A 19,959-nucleotide genomic window follows, 5' to 3' on the forward strand; every position below is an offset into this window, starting at 1 on the left:
CGCCACCCGCGGCTACGCCACCAGCTGACCCCACCCCAGCACCACCACCGACAAGGGCCGGACCCCACCACGGGGCCCGGCCCTTTCGGCATGCCGTCAGTCGGTCGCGAGGTAGGCACGAAGCGCCCCTCCGCCCCCCAGCACCGAGTAATCCGACAAGGACCGGACCCACCACAGGGCCGGCCCTTTCGGCATGCCGTCAGCCGGCAGCGAGGCAGGCACGAAGCGCGCCTCCGCGCCGAATGGCCCGGTTCCTCAGCCCACCTGCCCAAGACATGAGCAGATCTTGGACAGTTTCCGTTATCGGCTAACGGAAACTGTCCAAGATCTGTGCGTTCAGGCTACGGCGGTGCGGTCGGAGACGGGTGAGAGGCGGGTGAGGCGGCCCCTTGGCCGCTCCGAGCCACATCGGCGTCGGCGTGGGCGTTGGCACGCACGACCGGCGGCTCTGGCGCATGGTCCGACGCGAATACCGCGCGCCATGGCGCACACAGCCGGTTGCGGGTCAGCCGCCGGAGTCGTCCATCTCGGCGCCCTCGGGGACGGTGTCGTCGTCCCGGCTGGCCAGCCAGCCGTCCGGGAGGAAGACCTTGCCCGGCGAGTTGGTACGCCCGCGCGGCTGACCCAGTGCGGCCACCGGAAACGGCTCCGCCGGGTCGAGCTTGCCGAGCAGGTCGTCGAGCTGGGCCAGGCTCTCGATCATCGCCAGCGAACGGCGCAGCTCGCCGCCCACGGGGAAGCCCTTCAGGTACCAGGCGACGTGCTTGCGGAAGTCGGTGCAGCCGTCGCGCTCACCCCGGGCGGGGTTGCGGGCGCCCGCCACGAACTGGTCGACGAGCAGCTCGGCGTGCCGGCGCATGGTCACCGCCACCTCGCCGAGGCTGGGCAGACGCCGTTCGGGCCGACCGTTGAAGGCGGCCTCCAGGTCGGCGAAGAGCCACGGCCGGCCGAGGCAGCCCCGGCCGACCACCACGCCGTCGACCCCGGTGTGGGCGACCATCCGCAGCGCGTCGTCGGCCTCCCAGATGTCGCCGTTGCCGAGGACCGGCACGTCGAGGGCCTGCTTCAAGGTGGCGATCGCGTCCCAGTCGGCGGTGCCCGAGTAGCGCTGGGCGGCCGTCCGCCCGTGCAGGGCCACCGCGGCGACGCCGGCGTCCTGGGCGGCGAGCCCCGCTTCGACGTACGTCAGGTGGTCGTCATCGATGCCCTTGCGCATCTTCACGGTGACCGGCACCCCGGAGGGTGCGGCGGCGTCCACCGCGGCCCGCACCAGGCGGGCGAAGAGCCGGCGTCGCCACGGGAGCGCCGCGCCGCCGCCGCGCCGGGTGACCTTGGGTACGGGGCAGCCGAAGTTGAGGTCGATGTGGTCGGCCAGGTTGCGCTCGACGACGATCCGCACGGCGGCGGCGGTGACCTCCGGGTCGGTGCCGTAGAGCTGGAGGCTGCGCGGCTGTTCGTCGTCGCCGAACGCGATCATGCGGAGCGTCTTCGGGTTGCGCTCGACCAGCGCACGGGTCGTGATCATCTCGCAGACGTAGATGCCGCCGCCCTGCTCACGGCACAGCCGGCGGAATCCGACGTTCGTGATCCCGGCCATCGGCGCGAGCACCACCGGCGGCGACACCTGGTACGGCCCGAGGGCCAACGGGCGCAGCGCGGGAACGGTCGAGGCGGTCACCGCACAAGTGTACGGGGCCCCGACCGGCGCTTTCCGCGTCGGCCGGGGCCCCGTGCCCACCGTCTCAGCAGCCGGGGAGGCGCTCGATCAGGTAACGCTCGACCTGGTCCAGCGAGACGCGCTCCTGGCCCATGGTGTCCCGGTTGCGCACCGTCACGGCGTTGTCGTCCAGCGTGTCGAAGTCGACGGTCACGCAGAACGGGGTGCCGATCTCGTCCTGCCGGCGGTAGCGGCGGCCGATCGCCTGCGAGTCGTCGAACTCCACCACCCAGCGCTTGCGCAGCAGCGTGGCGAGGTCCTTCGCCTTGGGCGACAGCGCCTCGTTGCGGGACAGCGGCAGCACCGCCACCTTCACCGGGGCCAGCCGCGGGTCGAACCGCATCACCGTGCGCTTGTCGACGCCGCCCTTGGTGTTCGGCGCCTCGTCCTCGTCGTACGCCTCCAGCAGGAAGGCGAGCACCGCGCGGGTCAGACCGGCGGCCGGCTCGATGACGTACGGCATCCAGCGCTCGCCCTTGGTCTGGTCGAAGTACGACAGGTCGACGCCGGAGTGCTTGCTGTGCGTGGAGAGGTCGAAGTCGGTGCGGTTGGCGACACCCTCCAGCTCGGCGAACTCGGTCCCGCCGAACTGGAAGCGGTACTCGATGTCGACAGTGCGCTTCGAGTAGTGCGAGAGCTTCTCGGCAGGGTGCTCGTACAGGCGCAGGTTGTCCGCCGACAGGCCGAGGTCGAGGTACCACTTCCAGCGCTCCTGGAGCCAGTACTCGTGCCACTCTTCGTCCGTGCCCGGCTCGACGAAGAACTCCATCTCCATCTGCTCGAACTCGCGGGTCCGGAAGATGAAGTTGCCCGGGGTGATCTCGTTGCGGAACGACTTGCCGGTCTGCGCGATGCCGAACGGCGGCTTCTTGCGGGCGACCGTCTCGACGTTCTTGTAGTTGACGAAGATGCCCTGCGCGGTCTCCGGGCGCAGGTAGTGCAGCCCTTCGTCGCTCTCCACCGGGCCGAGGTAGGTCTTCATCAGGCCGTTGAACATCTTCGGCTCGGTGAAGGTGCCCTTGTTGCCGCAGTTGGGGCAGTTGATCTCCGCGAGCGAGGCCGGCGGGTGGCCGTGCTTGGCCTCGTACGCCTCCTCCAGGTGGTCGGCCCGGAACCGCTTGTGGCAGAACTGGCACTCGGTGAGCGGGTCGACGAACTCGGCGATGTGGCCGGACGCCTCCCACACCTTGCGGGCCAGGATCACCGCGGAGTCGAGGCCGACGACGTCGTCGCGCTGCTGGACCATGGTCTTCCACCACTGCCGGCGGACGTTCTCCTTCAGCTCCACACCGAGCGGACCGTAGTCCCACGCCGATCGGGTGCCTCCGTAGATCTCGCTGGAGGGGAAGACGAAGCCTCGGCGCTTGGCGAGGCTGACGACGGCGTCGATACGGTCGACTGGCATGTTTCCTCCTACGCCGGCTGGCGGTCGGCGGGGGCGAGATGTGGATGGATCGGGTCGGTTCGGGACAACGGTACGACCACCGGCGTCCCGAGCCCAGCAGAATACCGGGGGCGGGTCAGCTCACCCCGCACACCTCCATGCCGCCGGTCTGACCGTCCTGGCCCAGGCTGACCTGCTGTCGCTCCCGGTCGCCGCCGTCGAGGGTCACGTCGACTCCGACGGTCAGGTTGGTGGTGTCCACCTCACCCACCCGGAACGCGGTGACCTGCGGCTCGGCGGCCGCCCGCCGCTCGAACTCGGGGCGGGACTCGCGCCGCTGCGCGTCGTCGCAGAGCTGGTCGTACGCCCGGCCGTAGTTTCGCTCGACGAGCGCCTGGTAGTAGTCGCCGGTCACCGTGCGGCCCTGCTCGCGTACCGCCTGCACGCCGCTCACGGCCAGGCCGACGACGGCCGCGCCTCCTCCGCCACAGCAGAGCAGCACGGCGAGGGCGCCGACGCCGAGGCCGATCCAGAGCCGGGTCCGGCGGCCCTCGGTGGGCGGCGCGGCGAACGGCGGAGCCACACCGGGACCGGGCGGCGGGGCGGGTGCGGTCATAGGAGCAGGGTAGTGCCCGGCGGCTCAGCGGTAAGGACCAGCAGCCCGATCACTCTCGGCGACCACCACGGCTCCCCCGGGCGCGGCGCTGGCCAGCGCCTCGTACGCGGACGGCTCGTCGACCGACTCGGCGAGCAACGGCACCGCGGTCACCTTGACCTCGAAGGCGCCCAGCGCCCGCCGGTAGGTGCCGACCGACTCCCACTCGGTGACGAGTGACCAGTACCGGGGGTCGTCCAGGGCTCGGACCAGTTGGCCGCGCAGGTAGCCGGGGCAGGCGGCCAGCGCGGTGAGGGCGGCGTGCGCCCGTTCGGCGAAGCCGTCGGCGACATCGACGTCGACCACGAACCGGTTGGTCACCAGCACCGGGGGTTCCTCCTCGTAGAGTCTGTGGGATGCAGCGTACGCAGCGCCCTCTGCTGGCCCGGTTGGCCGGGGCGAACCCAACGTCGGTGTTCCTGCTCACCCTGGTGGTGGTGCTGGTGGCGTTCTTCACGCCGGGGGTGGTCGGCGGGCTGCTGACGCTGGCCCTCGCCGCCGCCCTGATCGTCCTGTTGGCGACCACCTGGCCGGTTCAGGCCCCGCAGACCCGGCTGATCCGGCTGCTGATGCTGACCCTGCTGGTCACGGTGGGCCTCGCGAAGCTGCTCTGACATGCAAGCATGCGTTTTTGACAATCATTGTCGTTACCACGGACAGTTGGGGACATGACCAACCGCACCACGTCCCGCGTCCTGGCCGCCGCGACCGCCCTGCTCGCCCTGGGCGCCGTCGCCGGCTGCTCCACCGGCGGCGCGGCCGGCGCCGATCCCCAACGGGTCGACGTGGTCGCCGCGTTCTACCCACTCCAGTTCATCGCCGAGCGCGTCGGCGGTGACGCGGTCCACGTGACCAACCTGGCCAAGCCCGGCGCCGAGCCGCACGACCTGGAGCTGAGCCCTCGCCAGGTCGGCCAGGTCACCGAGGCCGAGCTCATCGTCTACCTCAAGGGCTTCCAGCCCGCGGTGGACGAGACGGTCGCGCAGGACGACGACGCCCGGGTGTTCGACGTGGCCGGCGTGCAGCCGCTGTTGGACGCGAGCGCCGGCGGCCACAACCACGAGGGTGCGGAGGAGCAGGGCGAGGAGCAGCACGCTCACGCCAAGGACCCGCATGTCTGGCTCGACCCGACCCGGCTCGCCGCCATCGGCGATCAGCTCGCCCAGCGGCTCGGCGAGGTCGACGCGGACCACGCCGCCGACTACACCGCCCGGGCCACGGCGCTGCGCGCCGACCTGACGGCCCTCGACGGCGAGTTCACCCAGGGCCTCGCGACCTGCCAGCGGCGGGAGATCGTGACCAGCCACACCGCGTTCGGCTACCTGGCTGACCGCTACCGGCTCGAACAGGTCGGCATCACCGGGCTGAGCCCGGACGTCGAGCCCTCGCCGCAGCGGCTCGCCCGGGTCATCGAGGATGCGAAGGCGCACCACGCCACCACGATCTTCTTCGAGGCGCTGGTCAGCCCGAAGGTCGCCGAGACCATCGCCGGTCAGGTCGGCGCGAAGACCGCGGTGCTCGACCCGATCGAAGGACTCGCCGCGGGCAGCGGCTCGGACTACCTTTCGGTGATGCGTACCAACCTGCAGACCCTGCGGACGGCGTTGAGCTGCTCGTGAGCACCCCCGTCATCACCGTCGAGCACGGCGCGGTCGGCTACGACGGCCGCCCGGTGCTCCGGGACGTCTCGCTCACCGTGACCGCCGGGGAGGTGGTCGCGGTGCTCGGCGCCAACGGCTCCGGCAAGTCCACGCTGATCCGCGCGATCCTCGGCCTGGTGCCGCTCACCGCCGGCTCGATCACCCTCTTCGACCGGCCGTTGCGCCAGTTCCGCCAGTGGCAGCGCATCGGGTACGTCCCGCAGCGCCTCGGCGCTGGCGGAGGCGTGCCCGCCACCGTCCGCGAGGTGGTGGCGTCCGGCCGACTGGCCCGCCGGGGGATCCTGCGCCCGCCCGGCGCGGCCGACCGGGCCGCCGTCGACGCGGCCCTGCGCGCGGTCGGGCTCGCCGACCGGGCCACCGACCCGGTGTCCACCCTCTCCGGCGGTCAGCAGCAGCGCACCCTGATCGCCCGTGCGCTGGCCGGCCGGCCGGAGCTGCTGATCCTCGACGAGCCCACCGCCGGGGTGGACGCGGCCAGCCAGGAGGCATTCGCGGGCGCGCTGCGTGACTTCGTCGCCGACGGCGGGACGGTGCTGCTGGTGGCACACGAGCTGGGCCCGCTGCGGCCGGTGATCAGCCGGGCGGTCGTCGTCCACCAGGGCGGCGTCTGTCACGACGGCCCGGTTCCGGACCCGGCCGGCCACCACGCGGAGCCCGACCACGACCACGTGCACCCGCACGGTCCCGACGAGCCCGCCGGGCTGTGGAGCAACTGACCATGGAACTTTTCCAGTACCCCTACATGCAGCGCGCCCTGATCGGCGCGCTGGTGATCGGCCTGGCCGCGCCGGCGCTCGGCATCTACCTGGTGCAGCGCCGACTGACGCTGATCGGCGACGGCATCGGCCACGTGGCGTTGACCGGCGTCGGCGCCGGCCTGCTCCTCAACCGCTCGCCGGTGCTGGTGGCGGTGATCGTCGCCACGGTCGGCGCGATCGCCATCGAGGTGGTCCGCGCGCGCGGGCGGACCTCCGGCGACCTGGCCCTGGCGCTGCTCTTCTACGGCGGCATCGCCGGCGGCGTCCTGCTGGTCGGCCTCTCGGACGCGACCAGCGCCAACCTCAACGCCTACCTGTTCGGGTCCCTGCTCTCCACCTCGACCACCGACCTGATCACCGTCGGCGTGCTCGGCGCGGCGATCCTGCTCACCATGATCGTGCTGCGGCCGGCGCTCTTCGCGATCAGCCACGACGAGGAGTACGCCCGCGTGTCCGGCCTGCCGGTGCGCACCCTCAACCTGCTGATCGCGGTCACCACAGCGGTCACGGTGACCATCGCGATGCGGGCCGTCGGAGTGCTGCTGATCAGCGCGCTGATGGTGGTTCCGGTGGCCACCGCCCAGCAGGTCACCCGGGGCTTCCGCAGCACGATGGCCGCCGCGATGGCGCTCGGGTTCTTCGCTGCCGGCTCCGGCGTCTGGGTGGCGGCCACCGCCGACACCCCGCCCGGCGCCTCGGTGGTGCTGCTGGCGATCGCCTCGTTCCTGGTGGTGGCCGTGGCTGGCGCGCTCTGGCGGGCGGTACGCCGCCGCACCGCGCCGGCCCCCGTACCGGCGCCGGAACCGCACGAGGTCGTCCTGCACTGAGCCCGATCGGCGGATGTCGGTGGTATTGGTTACCGTTGCAAGATGACCAGCGCAACAGGCTACGAGGGTTTCGACGGAGCCAGCGAGTTGCTCCGGGCCCTGTCGGCGCCCATCCGGCTGGCCATCGTCAGCGAGCTGGCCAGCGGCGAGCGGTGCGTGCACGAGCTGGTGGAGAAGCTGGGCGCGGCACAGCCGCTGGTGTCCCAGCACCTGCGGGTGCTGCGCGGAGCGGGCGTGGTGCGGGGCTCCCGCCGGGGCCGGGAGATCGCCTACAGCCTGGTCGACGAGCACGTCGCGCACATCGTGGCGGACGCGGTCAGCCACGCCGGGGAGGGATCATGAGCGAGAGCGGCGCCGCGGTGCGCAACACCCGGCAGCGCTCGGCGGTGAGCGCGCTGCTGGGCGAGATGGAGGGCTTCCACAGCGCCCAGGACCTGCACGCGATGCTCCGGCAGCGCGGTGAGCGGGTCGGCCTCACGACTGTCTACCGCACCCTGCAGGGGCTGGCCGACGCGGGCGAGATCGACGTGATGCGCCCGCCGGGCGGCGAGCACCTCTACCGCCGGTGCAGCGAGGGGCACCACCACCACCTGGTCTGCCGGGCCTGCGGGCGTACGGTCGAGGTGGCCGGCCCCGCGGTGGAGAGCTGGGCCGACCGGGTCGCCGCGCAGCACGGCTACGCCGACGTCAGCCACACCCTGGAGATCTTCGGCACCTGCCCGGCCTGCGTCCGCTGACCAGCGTGGCCGACCTTCGGTTCCGCCCGGTCCAGCCGGTGGGCGACACCGTCGCGTTCGGGGGCCTGCGGCTCGCCTGATCGCCGATCCCCCGGCCGGGCGTCGGTGGCGGGGAGCGGAGCCTGCGGCGCCCCCGGGCCGGGGTCACCCCGGCCACCGATCGACGGGTGCCGGGCGGGGACCGTTCGTGGCACGCTGTCCGGCGTGAAGATCTACGCCGATCGGTTTCCGACCGCCGTCCGCCAGTTGCTCACCGACCTGCTCGTCGTCGCCTGGGTGTACGTCGCGATCCGCGCCGCGCTCTGGCTGCACGACCTGGTGCAGAAGCTCGCCGTACCCGGGCAGAAGCTGGAGGGCGCCGGCAGTGGCCTCGCCGACAACCTCGCCGACGCCGGCGGCAAGGTCCGGCGGGTGCCGCTGGTCGGTGACGAGCTGACCGCGCCCTTCCAGCGGGCCGCCGACGCCGCCCGGGGTCTCGCCGACGCCGGCCGCGACCAGCAGCACCTGGTCGACCAGCTCGCCCTCGCCCTCACCGTCGCGGTGCTGATCTTCCCGCTCGGCCTGGTGCTCTTCGGTTGGCTGCCGCTGCGGCTGCGCTGGATGCGCCGGGCCGGATCGGCCGCGAAGCTGGCCGCCGGGCCGGCCGGGCGGGATCTGCTCGCGCTACGCGCGCTGGCCACCCAGCCGCTGGGCCGGCTGACCCGGATCGCGCCGGACGTCGCCGAGGCGTGGCGACGTGGCGACGACGACACCGTCGAGGCCCTGGCCGCCCTGGAGCTACGCCAACTCGGCCTGCGCAGCAGAGGCCGCTGAACCTGCGGTACGCCCCTGGCTTGATCCACACCAGATCGCCGATGTGGGTCTGTCCGGGCCGCCGGATGCCCCCACCTCGGCGACCTGGTGTGGATCGACCACCAGCTGCCGTCGCGTGCCACAGCCTGCGTCGGCATCCCGGCCGTTAAGGTCTTCGGGTGTTCTACTTCCTGATCGTCATCGCCGTACTGCTGCTCGGCTACGCCGCCGTCCTGGTCTCCCTCGTCCGCCGGGGCAGGAAGATCCCACCCGCGGCGTACCTCGCCCTGGCCGGGCTCAACGGTCTGATCCTGGCGGGGGTGCTGGCCTGGGCGGTCGCCCGCTGACAGCGCGCCGGGCAGCCAGGCCACGCCGCGGCGGCACGGCACGCGCAAACGCAGCACGGCAAGCGCGGCCGGCACGGCAAGCGCGGCCAACGCGACCAGTCCGGCCGGCGCGAACAGCGGCGAGGGGCGGCCCGGCGGGCGGGCCGCAGGGGGTCAGGCCGCGGGGTCGGAGGTTACGGCTTCGGCGGGATGCGGCGGCGGACGTCCTCGGCGGTGGACGGGCCGGGCGACCAGCGGGCCACCCAGGGCAACTCGTCGGACGGGGTGACGACCCCCTCCTCCAGCCCCGCGTAGCGGCCGGCGAGGATCCGCTTGGCGGCGGCCGTGTCGACGGAGTCGGTGTTGTCCCAGAGTGCCGTGAACAGCGCGTCCACCCGGACCAGGGCCTGCCGGCAGAACAGGTCGGCCAGCTCGACGTTCTCCGGCCGCGTGTCGCGCTCGGCGGACGCCCGGACGCAGACGGCGGACATCGCGAACAGCTCCGCGCCGATGTCCACCACACGCCCGAGGAACGCCTGCTTGCGTTCCATTTTTCCCTGCCAGCGGGACATCGCGTAGAACGTCGACCGGGCCAGCTTGCGCGACGACCGTTCCACCTGGCGCAGGTGCGCGGCCAGGGGCCCGAACTCGGCGTACGCCGACGGGCTCTGGCCCTTGCCGACCGCGAGGGTGGGCAGCCACCTCGCGTAGAACGCGCCCGCACGGGCGCCGGCGCGGGCCTTGCGGCCGAGCCCCGCCTCCGGGTCGATGATGTCGCCGGCCACCGAGAGGTGGGCGTCGACCGCCTCCCGGGCGATCAGCAGATGCATGATCTCGGTCGAGCCCTCGAAGATCCGGTTGATCCGCAGGTCGCGGAGCACCTGCTCGACGTTGGCCGGGCGTTCGCCGCGGGCGGCCAGCGAGTCGGCCGTCTCGTAGCCGCGCCCGCCCCGGATCTGGATCAGCTCGTCGGCGATCTTCCAGGCCATCTCGCTGGCGTACAGCTTGACCAGCGCCGCCTCGATCCGGATGTCGTTGCGGTCGTCGTCGGCGAGCAGGCAGCACAGGTCGAGCATGGTCTCCATGGCGTACGTGGTGGCGGCGATGAAGGAGAGCTTCTGGGCGACCGCCTCGTGCTCGCCCACCGGCCGGCCCCACTGGACGCGGTCGGCGGCCCACCCCCGGGCCACGTTCAACGACCACTTGCCGGCGCCCACGCACATGGCCGGCAGCGAGAGCCGACCGGTGTTCAGCGTGGTCAGGGCGATCTTGAGCCCCTTGCCCTCACCGCCGATGACGTTCTCCGCCGGCACGAACACGTCGTGGAACCGGGTCAGGCTGTTCTCCAGACCACGGAGGCCGACGAACTCGTTGCGCCGCTCCACGGTGATGCCCGCGCTGTCGCCGTCCACCACGAACGCGGTGATCCCGCCGCGCCGACCCTCGGCGGCGGGCACCCGGGCCATCACCACCAGCAGGGTCGCGACGATGCCGTTGGTGGCCCAGAGCTTGACCCCGTTGAGTCGGTAGCCGGTGCCGTCCTCGGTCGGCTCGGCGGTGGTGGCGAGCCGGGCCGGGTCGGAGCCCACGTCCGGCTCGGTGAGCAGGAACGCGGAGACCTCGCCCGCGGCGAGCCGGGGCAGGAAGCGCTGCTTCTGCTCGGTGGTGCCGAACATCTTCAGCGGCTGCGGCACCCCGATCGACTGGTGGGCCGAGAGCAGCGCGCCGATCGCCGGGCTGACCGAGCCGGCCAGCATCAGCGCCCGGCAGTAGTGCAGGTTGCTCAGCCCGAGGCCGCCGTACTTGCGGTCGATCTTCATGCCGAACGCGCCGAGGTCGGCCAGCCCGTGGAACACGGAGTCCGGAATGGAGGCGTCCCGTTCGATGGCCGCGCCGTCCACCTCGGAGGTGAGGAAGGCGCGGAACCGACCAAGGAACTCCTCGGCGCGGGCCACGTCGTCCGGGTCGGAGCGGGGCCAGGGATCGATCAGGTCGAGCCGGAACCGCCCGAGGAACAGCTCCTTGCCGAAGCTGGGCCGATCCCAGGTGGACTCCCGGGCGGCCTCGGCGACCTGCCGGGCCTCCTTCTCGGAGACCTGCCCCGCCTCCGCCGGCAACGGCCCGGTGCTGCCCGGTGTGACGCTGCCGGCTTCGGAGTCGGGGCCGTCCGGTGCCGGTCGGCCATTCTGCGTCGTGGTCACGGCTGCCCCCTCGAACCTCGGTTGCGGCTGCGTCGACGTGCGCGACTACCGTCACGCTACCCCCGGTTGTTACCCAGGGGTAGCGCTGCGTGCGGATCGTCTGCTCGCTGCTCCGGCGGGGTCAGCGGCCGCTGAGCGTGTCCGGGTCGTCATCGTCGTCATCGATGTCGTCGTCCCCCCAGTTGCGGCGGGCGAACGGCAGGATCACCCAGAACAGGAGGAACCAGAGCCCGGCCAGCGCGCTGAGCAGGAACGCGATCGGCCGGTCCAGCACGAAGTCGGTGATCAGCAGGACCGCGCTGACCATCGCGATCAGCATGAAGGCGAGGCCGCCGGTGGCCATCCGGTGCGCGAACCGCACCAGCTCCGGCTTGCGCCCCTGACGGAACAGCGCCCGGTGGAACGCCACCGGCGAGATGATCATCGCGGTGGCGGCGGCCGCGGCGAGCAGCGCGACGATGTAGACGTCCCGCTGGAACTCGCTGGTCCGGGTGAACCCGTTGCTGAACGGCAGGGTGAGCAGGAAGGCGAAGAGGATCTGCACGCCGGTCTGGGCGACCCGCAGCTCCTGCAACAGGTCGGCGAAGTTGCGCTGCCAACGCTGCTTCTCGGTCTCCTTGGACACGCGCTACCTCCGGTCAGACGGTACTGCCGGCGGTCCCAGCCGCCGGCAGCAACGCCAATGCCCCACACGGCCGAGCGCGAAACAGGCTCACGACACGTTCCGGCCATCTCCCCGTCGCCCGCCGGTCATCGCCCGGTCGCCACGCCGTCGCCCGCCCGCCCCAAGCCGAGCCGCCCGCGCCACCCGCCGTGCCGTCGCCCGCCCGCGCCATGCCGACCGCCCGGGTCGCGCCATCGCCCGCGCCGCCGGGGGTCAGGAGCCCCGGCGGATCCGGCCGGCGTATCTGGCCTCCAGGGCCGTGTTGTGCGCGTCGCCGTCCGGGATGTTCGCCGACAGGTAGACCGGGGGCCGCTCCCCCGTCGCCAGCAGCCGGGCGACGACCTCCACGGTGATCTGCTGCGCCAGCAGCGCCGCCGTGATCGAGGAGACCGCGCCGACCGCGCCACCGCCGGGCAGCGGCAGGGTCGCGTCGCCGTACGGTGCGCCGTTGTCGAGCACCACGTCGGCGAGGTCGGCCAGCTTGCGCCCGGACGGGTGGCGGGACGTCATCCGGCCGGAGTGCTGCGCCGAGGTGATCGCCACCAGCGGGTGACCATGCTCCTTGACCAGCGTGGCGAACTCGACCATCGCGCCGTTGACCCCGGAGTTCGACGCGAGCACGAAGACGTCGGCAGCCTGTACGGGGGCCAGCTCCCAGAGCCGGTGCGCCACCGCCGGGTCCCGCTCCAGCAGCGGCCCGAGACGATCGGCCGGTTCGCCGCCGAGCAGCACCAGGTCACGCAGGGCGATCCGGTTGGTGGGCACCAGACCACCCGCCCGACCGGCGATCTCCATGGCGAGGGCCTCCGAGTGCCCGGTGCCGAAGGCGTGCACCACCCCGTCGGCGCGTACCGCTTCGGCGATCAGATCGGCGGCCCGCCCGACCGCATCCCGCTGGCTGGCGGCCACCCGGCCGATCGTCTCGGTCACCACGGCCAGGTAGTCCTCGGCGCTCACACTCATGCGTCCTCCGTCGTCCGGTTGCGGGCCATCCACTGCACCGCGAAGTCGACCGCCGCCCGCTGGCGTACCAACCTCCCCGTCCCCGCGCCCACCGGGCCGCAGCGCACCGCCCCGGTGGCCTCCAGGTCCCGACCCAACGCGCCGAAGTCGCCCGCGTCGAGCCGGGGCGTACACCCAGCAGGCGCAGCTGCGCGGCGAGCGAGCGACGGGTGTCCGGCCCGCCGGCAGGTGCCGTCACGGCGCTCCTCCGCCCGGCGCCGGCCCACCCGGCGCCCGTCTGCCCGGCGTTCGTTGGCCCGGCGTGTCTCGGCACGGCACGGCTCAGGCCGTCCCGGCGATCCGGGCCAGGACCGCCTCGGCCAGCGCGGCGGGTGCGGCGTCCGGAATCCAGTGGCTCACCCCGGGCAGCGGTACGAAGCGGTAGTCACCGATGACGTTGGCGGCGCACGCCTCGGCGGCGGTCCGCCCGATGGCGACGTCCCGGTCGCTCCAGACGTAGGTGGTGGGTACCGCGACCGGGCCGACGCCGGCCAGGTCGGCGCGGGACATGGCCCGGTACCAGTTCAGGGCGGCGGTGAGCGCACCCGGCTCCCGCATCGAGTCGGCGTAGCGGTCCACCCGGGAGGCGTCACCCACCCCGCCGAGCATCTTGCGCAGCGCCGTCGCGTGCCACGCCAGCAGCACCTTCTCGGCCTTGCCCGGCTTGCGGAACAGCGCGATGTACGACGAGCGCGCCTTCTGCTGGCCGTCGGTGGCGAGGGCGTGCGCCATGGCCGCCGGGTGCGGCACGGACACCGCGGTCAACGTACGGACCCGCTCGGGGTGCGCGGCGGCCACCGCCCAGGCCACGATCGCGCCCCAGTCGTGGCCGACCAGGTGGACGGCGTCCACATCGAGCGCGTCGAGCACCGCCACCACGTCGGCGACCAGTTCCGGAATCCGGTACGCGACCACCGCCTCCGGCCGGGCACCCGGCGAGTAGCCCCGCTGGTCCAGCGCGTACGTGCGCAGCCCGGCGGCGTGCAGTGCCGGCACGACGTCGTCCCACTCCCCGCTGTGCTGCGGGAAGCCGTGCAGCAGGAGGACGGGAACGCCGTCGGCCGGGCCGCCGGTGCCTACCTCGAACGTGAGACCTCGCGCGTCGACCTGCATGATCGGCAGCCTACCCAGCCGGCCGAGCGCCGGCCCTGATGCGCGGGCGGCCGAATGCCCTGCTGGGCCGTTACCCCTGGTCGGTGCTAGCGTCACCGAGACAACTTCACATCCGACAGGGGAGCGCACAGCGCTGAGAGTGCGGGCACGCCCGCAGACCCTCGAACCTGATCTGGGTAATGCCAGCGCAGGGAGTTCGGTCGACCTCCAGCCGCGCCGTGAGTCCGGTGCCACCGGGCGCGCGGCGTGCGTCTTCTCCTGGTTCGTTCCACTGAACTGGGAGCACAGCATGGACAACACCACCAGCCGTTGGCGCACCATCGACATCGTGGTCGCCTCGGTGATCGCGGTCGCCTTCGGCGTCATCTTCTGGGCCTGGGGCCTGGTCTGGAGCGCCACCGAGGGCGCGTTCGCCTTCTTCCCGCCCGCGCAGACGCTGATCTACGGCGTCTGGCTGCTGCCGGCCGTGGTCGGCGGCCTGGTCATCCGCAAGCCCGGCGCCGCGCTCTACTGCGAGACGGTGGCCGCGGTCGTCTCCGCGCTGCTGGGCAGCCAGTGGGCCGGCACGGTGATCCCCCAGGGCATCGTGCAGGGCATCGGGGCCGAGCTGGCGTTCGCCGCTTTCCGGTACCGGTCGTACCGGCTGCCGACCGCCGTGCTGGCCGGCGCGCTGACCGGTCTCAGCGCGGCGCTGTTCGACTTCTTCGTCTGGAACGTCGACTACGCGCTGGGCGACTACCGCATCCCGTACGCCCTGCTCACCATCGTCAGCGCCACGATCATCGCTGGCGTGGGCGGCTGGCTGCTCACCCGCGCCCTGGCCAACACCGGCGCGCTGGACCGCTTCCCGGTAGGCCGAAACCGCGCCCTCATCTGAGGGCGCAACTGTCCCCGTGATCAAGAGGTTTGCGTCAACGGAAGCCGGAATTCTGACGCAAACCTCTTGATCACCGGCGGGGAGACGGCGGGGAGACGGCGGAAGACGGCGGGAAGACGGCCGGGAGTGGCAGGGAGGGGGTGTTGGGTGGGCGGGGTACTGCTGCGGGGGTTCGGGTGGCGGCATGCCGGGCGGCGGGCCTGGGCTGTGCGCGGCGTGGATCTGCGGGTCGAGGCCGGAGAACGGGTGCTGCTGCTCGGGCCCTCCGGGGCCGGCAAGAGCACCCTGCTCACCGCGCTGGCCGGGCTGCTGCCCGAGGATTCCGGTGAGCAGGAGGGCACCGTCGAGATCGACGGGCTCGACCCCCGCAAGGCGCGGGAACGGGTCGGCATCGTCTTCCAGGACCCGCAGACCCAGTTGGTGATGGCGCGCAGCGGCGACGATGTCGCGTTCGGGCTGGAGAACCGGGGCGTGCCGACGGACGAGATCTGGCCCCGGGTCGACGAAGCGCTGCGGCGGGTCGGCTTCCCGTACCCCCGCGACCGCAGCACTGCCGCGCTCTCCGGCGGCGAGCAGCAACGCCTGGCCCTGGCCGGCGCGCTTGCCCTGCGGCCCGGCCTGCTGCTGCTCGACGAGCCGACCGCCAACCTCGACCCGGACGGGGCCGCCCTGGTCCGGGGCGCGGTGGCGGGCGCGCTGGACGCCGACACCACAGTGATCCTGGTCGAACACCGGGTCGCCGAGGCGCTGCCACTGGTCGACCGGGTGGTCGTCCTGGAGCCTGGCGGCGGGGTCCGCGCGGACGGGACGCCCGAGGCGGTCTTCGCCGCGCACGGCGCTGCCCTCGCCGCCGAGGGCGTCTGGGTGCCCGGTCACCCCATCGCGCCCCGCACGGCCACCGCCGCCCCCGGCGACCTGCTGCTCACCGCCGACCGGCTCGGCCTGCCGCCCCGGCTGGGCCCCACCGACCTGGCGGTACGCGCCGGAGAGGCGCTCGCCGTACGCGGACCCAACGGCGCCGGCAAGTCCACCCTGGCGCTGCTGCTCGGCGGCCTGCTCAAACCGGGCGCCGGCCGCGTCACCGCCTCGGCCGAGTTGGCCGGCGCCGACCACCGCGCTCCCCCGCACCGCTGGCGAGCGCCCGCGCTGGCCCGACGGATCGGGTCGGTCTTTCAGGACCCGGAGCACCAGTTCGTCGCCGGCACCGTCTTCGACGAGCTGGCGCTCGGGCCACGCCGGACGGGTCAACCCGAGGCTGCCGTCCGGGAGACGGCCGCGGGGCTGCTGGACCGGCTGCGGCTGACCCGACTCGCGGCCGCCAACCCGTACACCCTCTCCGGTGGGGAGGCGCGGCGGCTGAGCGTGGCGACGGCCCTGGCCACGGCGCCCCGCCTGCTGATCTGCGACGAACCGACCTTCGGGCAGGACCGGCGGACCTGGCGGGAGCTGGTCGACCTCTTCGCCGACCTGCGGGACGCCGGGCACGGCGTGGTCACGGTCACCCACGACCTCGACTTCGTCGCCGCGCTCGCCGATCGCACGGTCACCCTCCAGCGGGCACCGGACGGCGCCCGGTGATCAGCATCGAGCCGATCGCCGCGCCCGGCGCCCCGCTGGCCCGGCGCAACCCGGTGGCGAAGGTGGCTGCCGCGCTTGTCTTCTCGTTCACCCTGCTGGCGACGCTCGACCCGGTGGCGCCGGCGATCGCCATCGCGGTCGAACTGGCCGTCCTGCCGCTGTTCGGCGTCCGCTACCGGGTGCTGGCCCGGCGGGCCCTGCCCCTGCTGCTCAGCGCCGCCGGCATCCTGGTCACCCTGGTGCTCTTCGCCGCCGACCAGTCCGGCCGGATCCTGCTGGACGCCGGGCCGGTGCTGGTGAGCACCGGCGTGCTGCGCACCGCTCTCGGCCTGGTGCTGCGGGTCTTCGCGGTGGCCCTGCCCGGCGTGATCGTCTTCGCCACCACCGACCCGACCGACCTGGCGGACGCGCTGATCCAGAACGCGAAGGCGCCGGCGCGGTTCGCCGTCGGGTCGCTGGCCGCGTTCCGGCTGGTGCCGCTGCTCGGTCAGGAATGGCAGATGATCAGCATGGCCCGGCGGGCACGCGGCGTCGACGCGGGACGCAACCCGGTGGCGAAGCTGCGGCTGTTCGCGTCCACGGCGTTCGCGCTGCTGGTCGGGGCGATCCGCCGGGGCACCCGGCTGGCCGTCGCCATGGACGCGCGCGGCTTCGACGGCGACACACCCCGTACCGTCGCCCGACGCCAGCGCTTCGGCCTCGCCGACGCGCTGCTGATCGCCGGGGCGGCCGCGCTGGCCGGAGCAGCCCTGACCACAAGCGTGCTCCTCGGCACCTTCCGCCCGCTGATCGGCTGAGCGGGCCGCTCAGCCAGTCGAGACGATCCGCACCACCTCGGTGATGCGGTGGCCCCCTGCGCTGCGCAGGCCACCACATCACCGACCTTGGTGCCACCGCCCCGACGGGTCGGGTCGGTCAGCTCCGGCGGAAGGCGTACCGGCGGGGCTGGCCGGCCCGTTGGCTGCGGCCACCGCCCGAGCGGTTACCGCCGGCCTGCGGTGGCCCGGCCGTCGGTGCCGTCGGTCGCCCGGCGGTCTTCGGCAGATCGTCCACCGTCGCTGCGTCGACCGCCGCCGGCACGTCGACGGCCAGCGCCGGCTCGACCAGCGCGGGCTCCCTCAGCGCCGCCGGCAACGCGCGCTCCCCCAGCGCCGCCGGCTCGGTCAGCACGGCTGGCAGCGCCGGCTCGATCGGTTCGACCGGGAGGTCGGGGCGGGTGGGTGGGAGCGGGCCGTGGCCGGCCGCCGGGTCGGTGCCCAGCGGCGTCGGCGCGGGCGTACGGGTCTTCTTCGGATTGCGCCTGGCGGGCATCCGGGCCTCCTTCGGTGCCGACCTTCCCGGCGGTCCCGCGCTCCCGCGGTCGGTCGGATCGGCTGGTGACCGTGGCAACGCGACGGTCGAATGGGAAGGGACTGCTCACCGGGGATCGGGCTGGGTCAACACCGCCGAACGGTGGACGGAGACGCGCGACGCCCGGGAGCGCACGGACCGCGATCGCGGGGCGGCGGGCCGGCTCGGGAAGTGGGGCGTCAGTTACGCATGCCCGAACCCTAACCACCGCCCGATGAGACGCGCACCCGATTTCCTGGCACGATCGGCGCATGCTGATCGCGTTCTCGATCACCCCGCTCGGTGCCGGCGACTCCGTGGGTGACCTGGTTGCCGAGGCGGTACGGGTGGTCCGCGAGTCCGGGTTGCCCAACCGGACCGATGCCATGTTCACCACCGTCGAGGGCGAGTGGGACGAGGTGATGGCGGTGGTGAAGCGGGCGGTCGACGTGGTGGCCGCGCAGGCGCCCCGGGTGAGCGTCGTCCTGAAGGCCGACGTTCGGCCCGGGGTCACCGACGCGCTCACCGCGAAGGTGGCGCGTGTGGAGGACCGACTGGCCCAGGGGTGAGCGTGGCTGCCGGTCGGGGTGTGGACGCGCCGGGCGAACGGGCCGCGACCAGGCGGTGACCCGCCGTGGGACGACTCGCCCACGATGCCGCGCGCCGCGATACGGTCGCAGCAGGATAGTTCGACGGCGAGAGGTGGCGGCACGAATGGCTGAGCAGGCGACGGCGCAGATCGGCGTGACCGGGCTGGCGGTGATGGGCCGGAACCTGGCCCGCAACCTGGCCCGCAACGGCTTTACCGTGGCGGTGCACAACCGGTCGCCGGAGCGCACCCGCAGCCTCGTCGCCGAGCACGGTGACGAGGGCTCCTTCGTGCCCGGTGAGTCGATGGCCGACTTCGTGGCGTCGCTGGAACGGCCCCGCGCGGTGATCGTGATGGTCAAGGCCGGTGCGCCCACCGACGCCGTGATCGACGAGCTGGTGCCGCTGCTGGAGGAGGGCGACATCATCGTCGACTGCGGCAACGCCCACTTCGCCGACACCCGTCGCCGGGAGGAGTCGCTGCGCGCGCAGGGGCTGCACTTCAGCGGCACCGGCGTCTCCGGTGGTGAGGAGGGCGCGCTGCTCGGGCCGAGCATCATGCCGGGCGGTTCCGCCGAGTCGTACGCCAAGCTCGGGCCGATGTTCGAGAAGATCGCCGCCCACGTGGACGGCGTGCCGTGCTGCATGCACGTCGGGCCGGACGGCGCCGGGCACTTCGTCAAGATGGTGCACAACGGCATCGAGTACGCCGACATGCAGCTCATCGCCGAGGCGTACGACCTGCTCCGGTCCGGCCTGGGCGCGAAGCCGGCGGAGATCGCGGAGATCTTCCGCGACTGGAACAACGGCGAGCTGGAGTCCTTCCTCATCGAGATCACCGCCGACGTGCTCGCGCACACCGACGCGGCGACCGGCCGCGCGTTCGTCGACGTCGTGCAGGACCGGGCCGAGCAGAAGGGCACCGGCCGGTGGACGGTGCAGAGCGCCCTCGACCTGGGCATCCCGATCACCGGGATCGCCGAGGCGACGTTCGCCCGCTCGCTGTCCGGGCACGTCGACCAGCGCGAGGCGGCCCGGCGGGCGTTCCCGGACGCCGGTGAGAAGTGGGAGGTCGCCGACCGGGACGCGTTCGTGGAGGACGTGCGCCGGGCGCTGCTCGCTTCCAAGATCGTCGCGTACGCGCAGGGCTTCGACCACATCCGCGCCGGCAGCCAGGAATACGACTGGGACATCGACCTCGGCGGCACGGCGACCATCTGGCGGGGCGGCTGCATCATCCGCGCCCGCTTCCTGAACCGCATCCGCGAGGCGTACGACGAGCAGCCCGACCTGCCGACGCTGCTCGTGGCGCCGTACTTCGCCGAGGCGGTCGCGGCCGGCGTGCCGAGCTGGCGGCGGGTCGTGGCCGACGCGGCCCGGGCGGGGGTGCCGACGCCGGCGTTCTCGTCGTCGCTGGCGTACTTCGACGGGCTGCGCGCCGAGCGGCTGCCCGCCGCGCTGATCCAGGGCCTGCGGGACAACTTCGGCGCGCACACCTACCAGCGCGTCGACCGCGAGGGCTCGTTCCACACCACCTGGGCCGGCGAGAAGACCGAGTCCCCGGCGTAGCCGGAACCCCGCCGCGCCCCGCCCCGCACGATCGTGCTCGATCCATGATGTGGTGGCCTTCCGACAACGGGAGGCCACTACATCCATGTCAACGCTGTTGCGTTTGGCGATCGGGACTTGAGTCAAGGGCTTTGGAGACGCGAACGGGACTTCTGATAGATCAGCTTGTGTCGAGCAAGGT

At 73.0% G+C, this 19,959-nt stretch carries 23 protein-coding genes and 1 riboswitch; of the genes, 13 read left to right on the forward strand and 10 right to left on the reverse strand.

Annotation, left to right across the window (positions count from 1 at the left end):
* Positions 1 to 505: 505 nt before the first annotated feature.
* The 4 genes from dusB to ACFYPH_RS30760 all read right to left on the reverse strand — a co-directional run bounded on the left by dusB (position 506) and on the right by ACFYPH_RS30760 (position 4,083).
* Entirely contained in the window at positions 506 to 1,678 is a 1,173-nt protein-coding gene (gene dusB / locus ACFYPH_RS30745; RefSeq protein ID WP_355067077.1) for a tRNA dihydrouridine synthase DusB, read from the reverse strand.
* 64 nt (positions 1,679 to 1,742) lie between these two features.
* Positions 1,743 to 3,122 (reverse strand): glycine--tRNA ligase, encoded by a 1,380-nt coding sequence (locus tag ACFYPH_RS30750; protein ID WP_387186578.1) that lies wholly within the window; start codon positions 3,120 to 3,122, stop codon positions 1,743 to 1,745.
* A 115-nt stretch (positions 3,123 to 3,237) separates the two neighbouring features.
* Positions 3,238 to 3,717, reverse strand: a complete 480-nt coding sequence (locus ACFYPH_RS30755) for a hypothetical protein (protein ID WP_354854650.1) — start codon at positions 3,715 to 3,717, stop codon at positions 3,238 to 3,240.
* 24 nt (positions 3,718 to 3,741) lie between these two features.
* Entirely contained in the window at positions 3,742 to 4,083 is a 342-nt protein-coding gene (locus ACFYPH_RS30760) for an antibiotic biosynthesis monooxygenase (protein WP_354854652.1), read from the reverse strand.
* Positions 4,084 to 4,112: 29 nt separating this feature from the next.
* Between ACFYPH_RS30760 and ACFYPH_RS30765 the strand changes: the two genes are divergently transcribed.
* From ACFYPH_RS30765 to ACFYPH_RS30800, 8 genes are all read left to right on the forward strand, one after another.
* Positions 4,113 to 4,370: a hypothetical protein gene (locus ACFYPH_RS30765; protein WP_387186581.1), complete on the forward strand. Its 258-nt coding sequence runs from the start codon at positions 4,113 to 4,115 to the stop codon at positions 4,368 to 4,370.
* Positions 4,371 to 4,424: 54 nt separating this feature from the next.
* On the forward strand, positions 4,425 to 5,375 hold the full coding sequence (locus ACFYPH_RS30770) for a metal ABC transporter substrate-binding protein (RefSeq protein ID WP_387186583.1): 951 nt from the start codon (positions 4,425 to 4,427) through the stop codon (positions 5,373 to 5,375).
* Complete coding sequence (locus ACFYPH_RS30775) at positions 5,372 to 6,133, forward strand: metal ABC transporter ATP-binding protein (protein WP_354854657.1); 762 nt, start codon at positions 5,372 to 5,374, stop codon at positions 6,131 to 6,133. Before ACFYPH_RS30770 ends, ACFYPH_RS30775 begins: the two co-directional genes overlap by 4 nt.
* Positions 6,134 to 6,135: 2 nt before the next feature.
* Entirely contained in the window at positions 6,136 to 7,002 is an 867-nt protein-coding gene (locus ACFYPH_RS30780; RefSeq protein WP_354854658.1) for a metal ABC transporter permease, read from the forward strand.
* A gap of 42 nt (positions 7,003 to 7,044) precedes the next feature.
* Positions 7,045 to 7,344 carry a metalloregulator ArsR/SmtB family transcription factor gene (locus tag ACFYPH_RS30785; RefSeq protein WP_354854660.1) on the forward strand — a complete coding sequence of 100 codons (300 nt, stop codon included), beginning with the start codon at positions 7,045 to 7,047 and terminating at the stop codon, positions 7,342 to 7,344.
* Positions 7,341 to 7,739, forward strand: a complete 399-nt coding sequence (locus tag ACFYPH_RS30790) for a Fur family transcriptional regulator (RefSeq protein WP_203150761.1) — start codon at positions 7,341 to 7,343, stop codon at positions 7,737 to 7,739. Before ACFYPH_RS30785 ends, ACFYPH_RS30790 begins: the two co-directional genes overlap by 4 nt.
* A 204-nt stretch (positions 7,740 to 7,943) precedes the next feature.
* Entirely contained in the window at positions 7,944 to 8,552 is a 609-nt protein-coding gene (locus tag ACFYPH_RS30795; RefSeq protein WP_355067073.1) for a hypothetical protein, read from the forward strand.
* Between the two features lie 158 nt (positions 8,553 to 8,710).
* Positions 8,711 to 8,878, forward strand: coding sequence for a hypothetical protein (locus ACFYPH_RS30800; protein WP_234587259.1), 168 nt, complete (start codon positions 8,711 to 8,713; stop codon positions 8,876 to 8,878).
* 173 nt (positions 8,879 to 9,051) lie between these two features.
* Here the strand turns inward: ACFYPH_RS30800 and ACFYPH_RS30805 are convergent, their stop codons facing one another.
* From ACFYPH_RS30805 to ACFYPH_RS30825, 5 genes are all read right to left on the reverse strand, one after another.
* On the reverse strand, positions 9,052 to 11,058 hold the full coding sequence (locus tag ACFYPH_RS30805; RefSeq protein ID WP_387186587.1) for an acyl-CoA dehydrogenase family protein: 2,007 nt from the start codon (positions 11,056 to 11,058) through the stop codon (positions 9,052 to 9,054).
* A gap of 121 nt (positions 11,059 to 11,179) precedes the next feature.
* Positions 11,180 to 11,683: a DUF6328 family protein gene (locus tag ACFYPH_RS30810; protein ID WP_354854666.1), complete on the reverse strand. Its 504-nt coding sequence runs from the start codon at positions 11,681 to 11,683 to the stop codon at positions 11,180 to 11,182.
* A 252-nt stretch (positions 11,684 to 11,935) separates the two neighbouring features.
* Complete coding sequence (locus tag ACFYPH_RS30815) at positions 11,936 to 12,685, reverse strand: SIS domain-containing protein (protein ID WP_363940004.1); 750 nt, start codon at positions 12,683 to 12,685, stop codon at positions 11,936 to 11,938.
* Positions 12,682 to 12,951, reverse strand: coding sequence for an AAC(3) family N-acetyltransferase (locus ACFYPH_RS30820; protein WP_354854670.1), 270 nt, complete (start codon positions 12,949 to 12,951; stop codon positions 12,682 to 12,684). The genes ACFYPH_RS30815 and ACFYPH_RS30820 overlap by 4 nt, the downstream gene beginning before the upstream one ends.
* A gap of 55 nt (positions 12,952 to 13,006) precedes the next feature.
* Positions 13,007 to 13,837, reverse strand: a complete 831-nt coding sequence (locus ACFYPH_RS30825; protein WP_387186590.1) for an alpha/beta fold hydrolase — start codon at positions 13,835 to 13,837, stop codon at positions 13,007 to 13,009.
* Positions 13,838 to 13,944: 107 nt separating this feature from the next.
* Positions 13,945 to 14,049: riboswitch (TPP riboswitch) on the forward strand.
* 77 nt (positions 14,050 to 14,126) lie between these two features.
* On the opposite strand from ACFYPH_RS30825, the gene ACFYPH_RS30830 reads away from it, so the two are divergent.
* The 3 genes from ACFYPH_RS30830 to ACFYPH_RS30840 all read left to right on the forward strand — a co-directional run bounded on the left by ACFYPH_RS30830 (position 14,127) and on the right by ACFYPH_RS30840 (position 17,089).
* A complete protein-coding gene (locus ACFYPH_RS30830; RefSeq protein WP_355067070.1) occupies positions 14,127 to 14,714 on the forward strand; it encodes an ECF transporter S component in 588 nt (195 codons plus the stop codon).
* Positions 14,715 to 14,861: 147 nt separating this feature from the next.
* Positions 14,862 to 16,292 carry an ABC transporter ATP-binding protein gene (locus ACFYPH_RS30835; RefSeq protein WP_387186593.1) on the forward strand — a complete coding sequence of 477 codons (1,431 nt, stop codon included), beginning with the start codon at positions 14,862 to 14,864 and terminating at the stop codon, positions 16,290 to 16,292.
* The gene (locus ACFYPH_RS30840) at positions 16,289 to 17,089 is read left to right on the forward strand and encodes an energy-coupling factor transporter transmembrane component T family protein (RefSeq protein ID WP_387186595.1); all 801 of its coding nucleotides are present in this window, start codon (positions 16,289 to 16,291) and stop codon (positions 17,087 to 17,089) included. The genes ACFYPH_RS30835 and ACFYPH_RS30840 overlap by 4 nt, the downstream gene beginning before the upstream one ends.
* A gap of 118 nt (positions 17,090 to 17,207) precedes the next feature.
* On the opposite strand, the gene ACFYPH_RS30845 is transcribed toward ACFYPH_RS30840, so the two are convergent.
* Positions 17,208 to 17,603, reverse strand: coding sequence for a hypothetical protein (locus ACFYPH_RS30845; protein ID WP_387186597.1), 396 nt, complete (start codon positions 17,601 to 17,603; stop codon positions 17,208 to 17,210).
* Positions 17,604 to 17,893: 290 nt separating this feature from the next.
* Between ACFYPH_RS30845 and ACFYPH_RS30850 the strand changes: the two genes are divergently transcribed.
* Together ACFYPH_RS30850 and gndA are read left to right on the forward strand one after the other, a co-directional pair.
* Positions 17,894 to 18,190: an MTH1187 family thiamine-binding protein gene (locus ACFYPH_RS30850; RefSeq protein WP_354854679.1), complete on the forward strand. Its 297-nt coding sequence runs from the start codon at positions 17,894 to 17,896 to the stop codon at positions 18,188 to 18,190.
* Between the two features lie 145 nt (positions 18,191 to 18,335).
* Positions 18,336 to 19,778 carry an NADP-dependent phosphogluconate dehydrogenase gene (gene gndA / locus ACFYPH_RS30855; protein ID WP_387186599.1) on the forward strand — a complete coding sequence of 481 codons (1,443 nt, stop codon included), beginning with the start codon at positions 18,336 to 18,338 and terminating at the stop codon, positions 19,776 to 19,778.
* Positions 19,779 to 19,959: the final 181 nt, after the last annotated feature.

The organism is Micromonospora sp. NPDC005252, from assembly GCF_042872475.1.
Taxonomy (GTDB): Bacteria; Actinomycetota; Actinomycetes; order Mycobacteriales; family Micromonosporaceae; genus Micromonospora.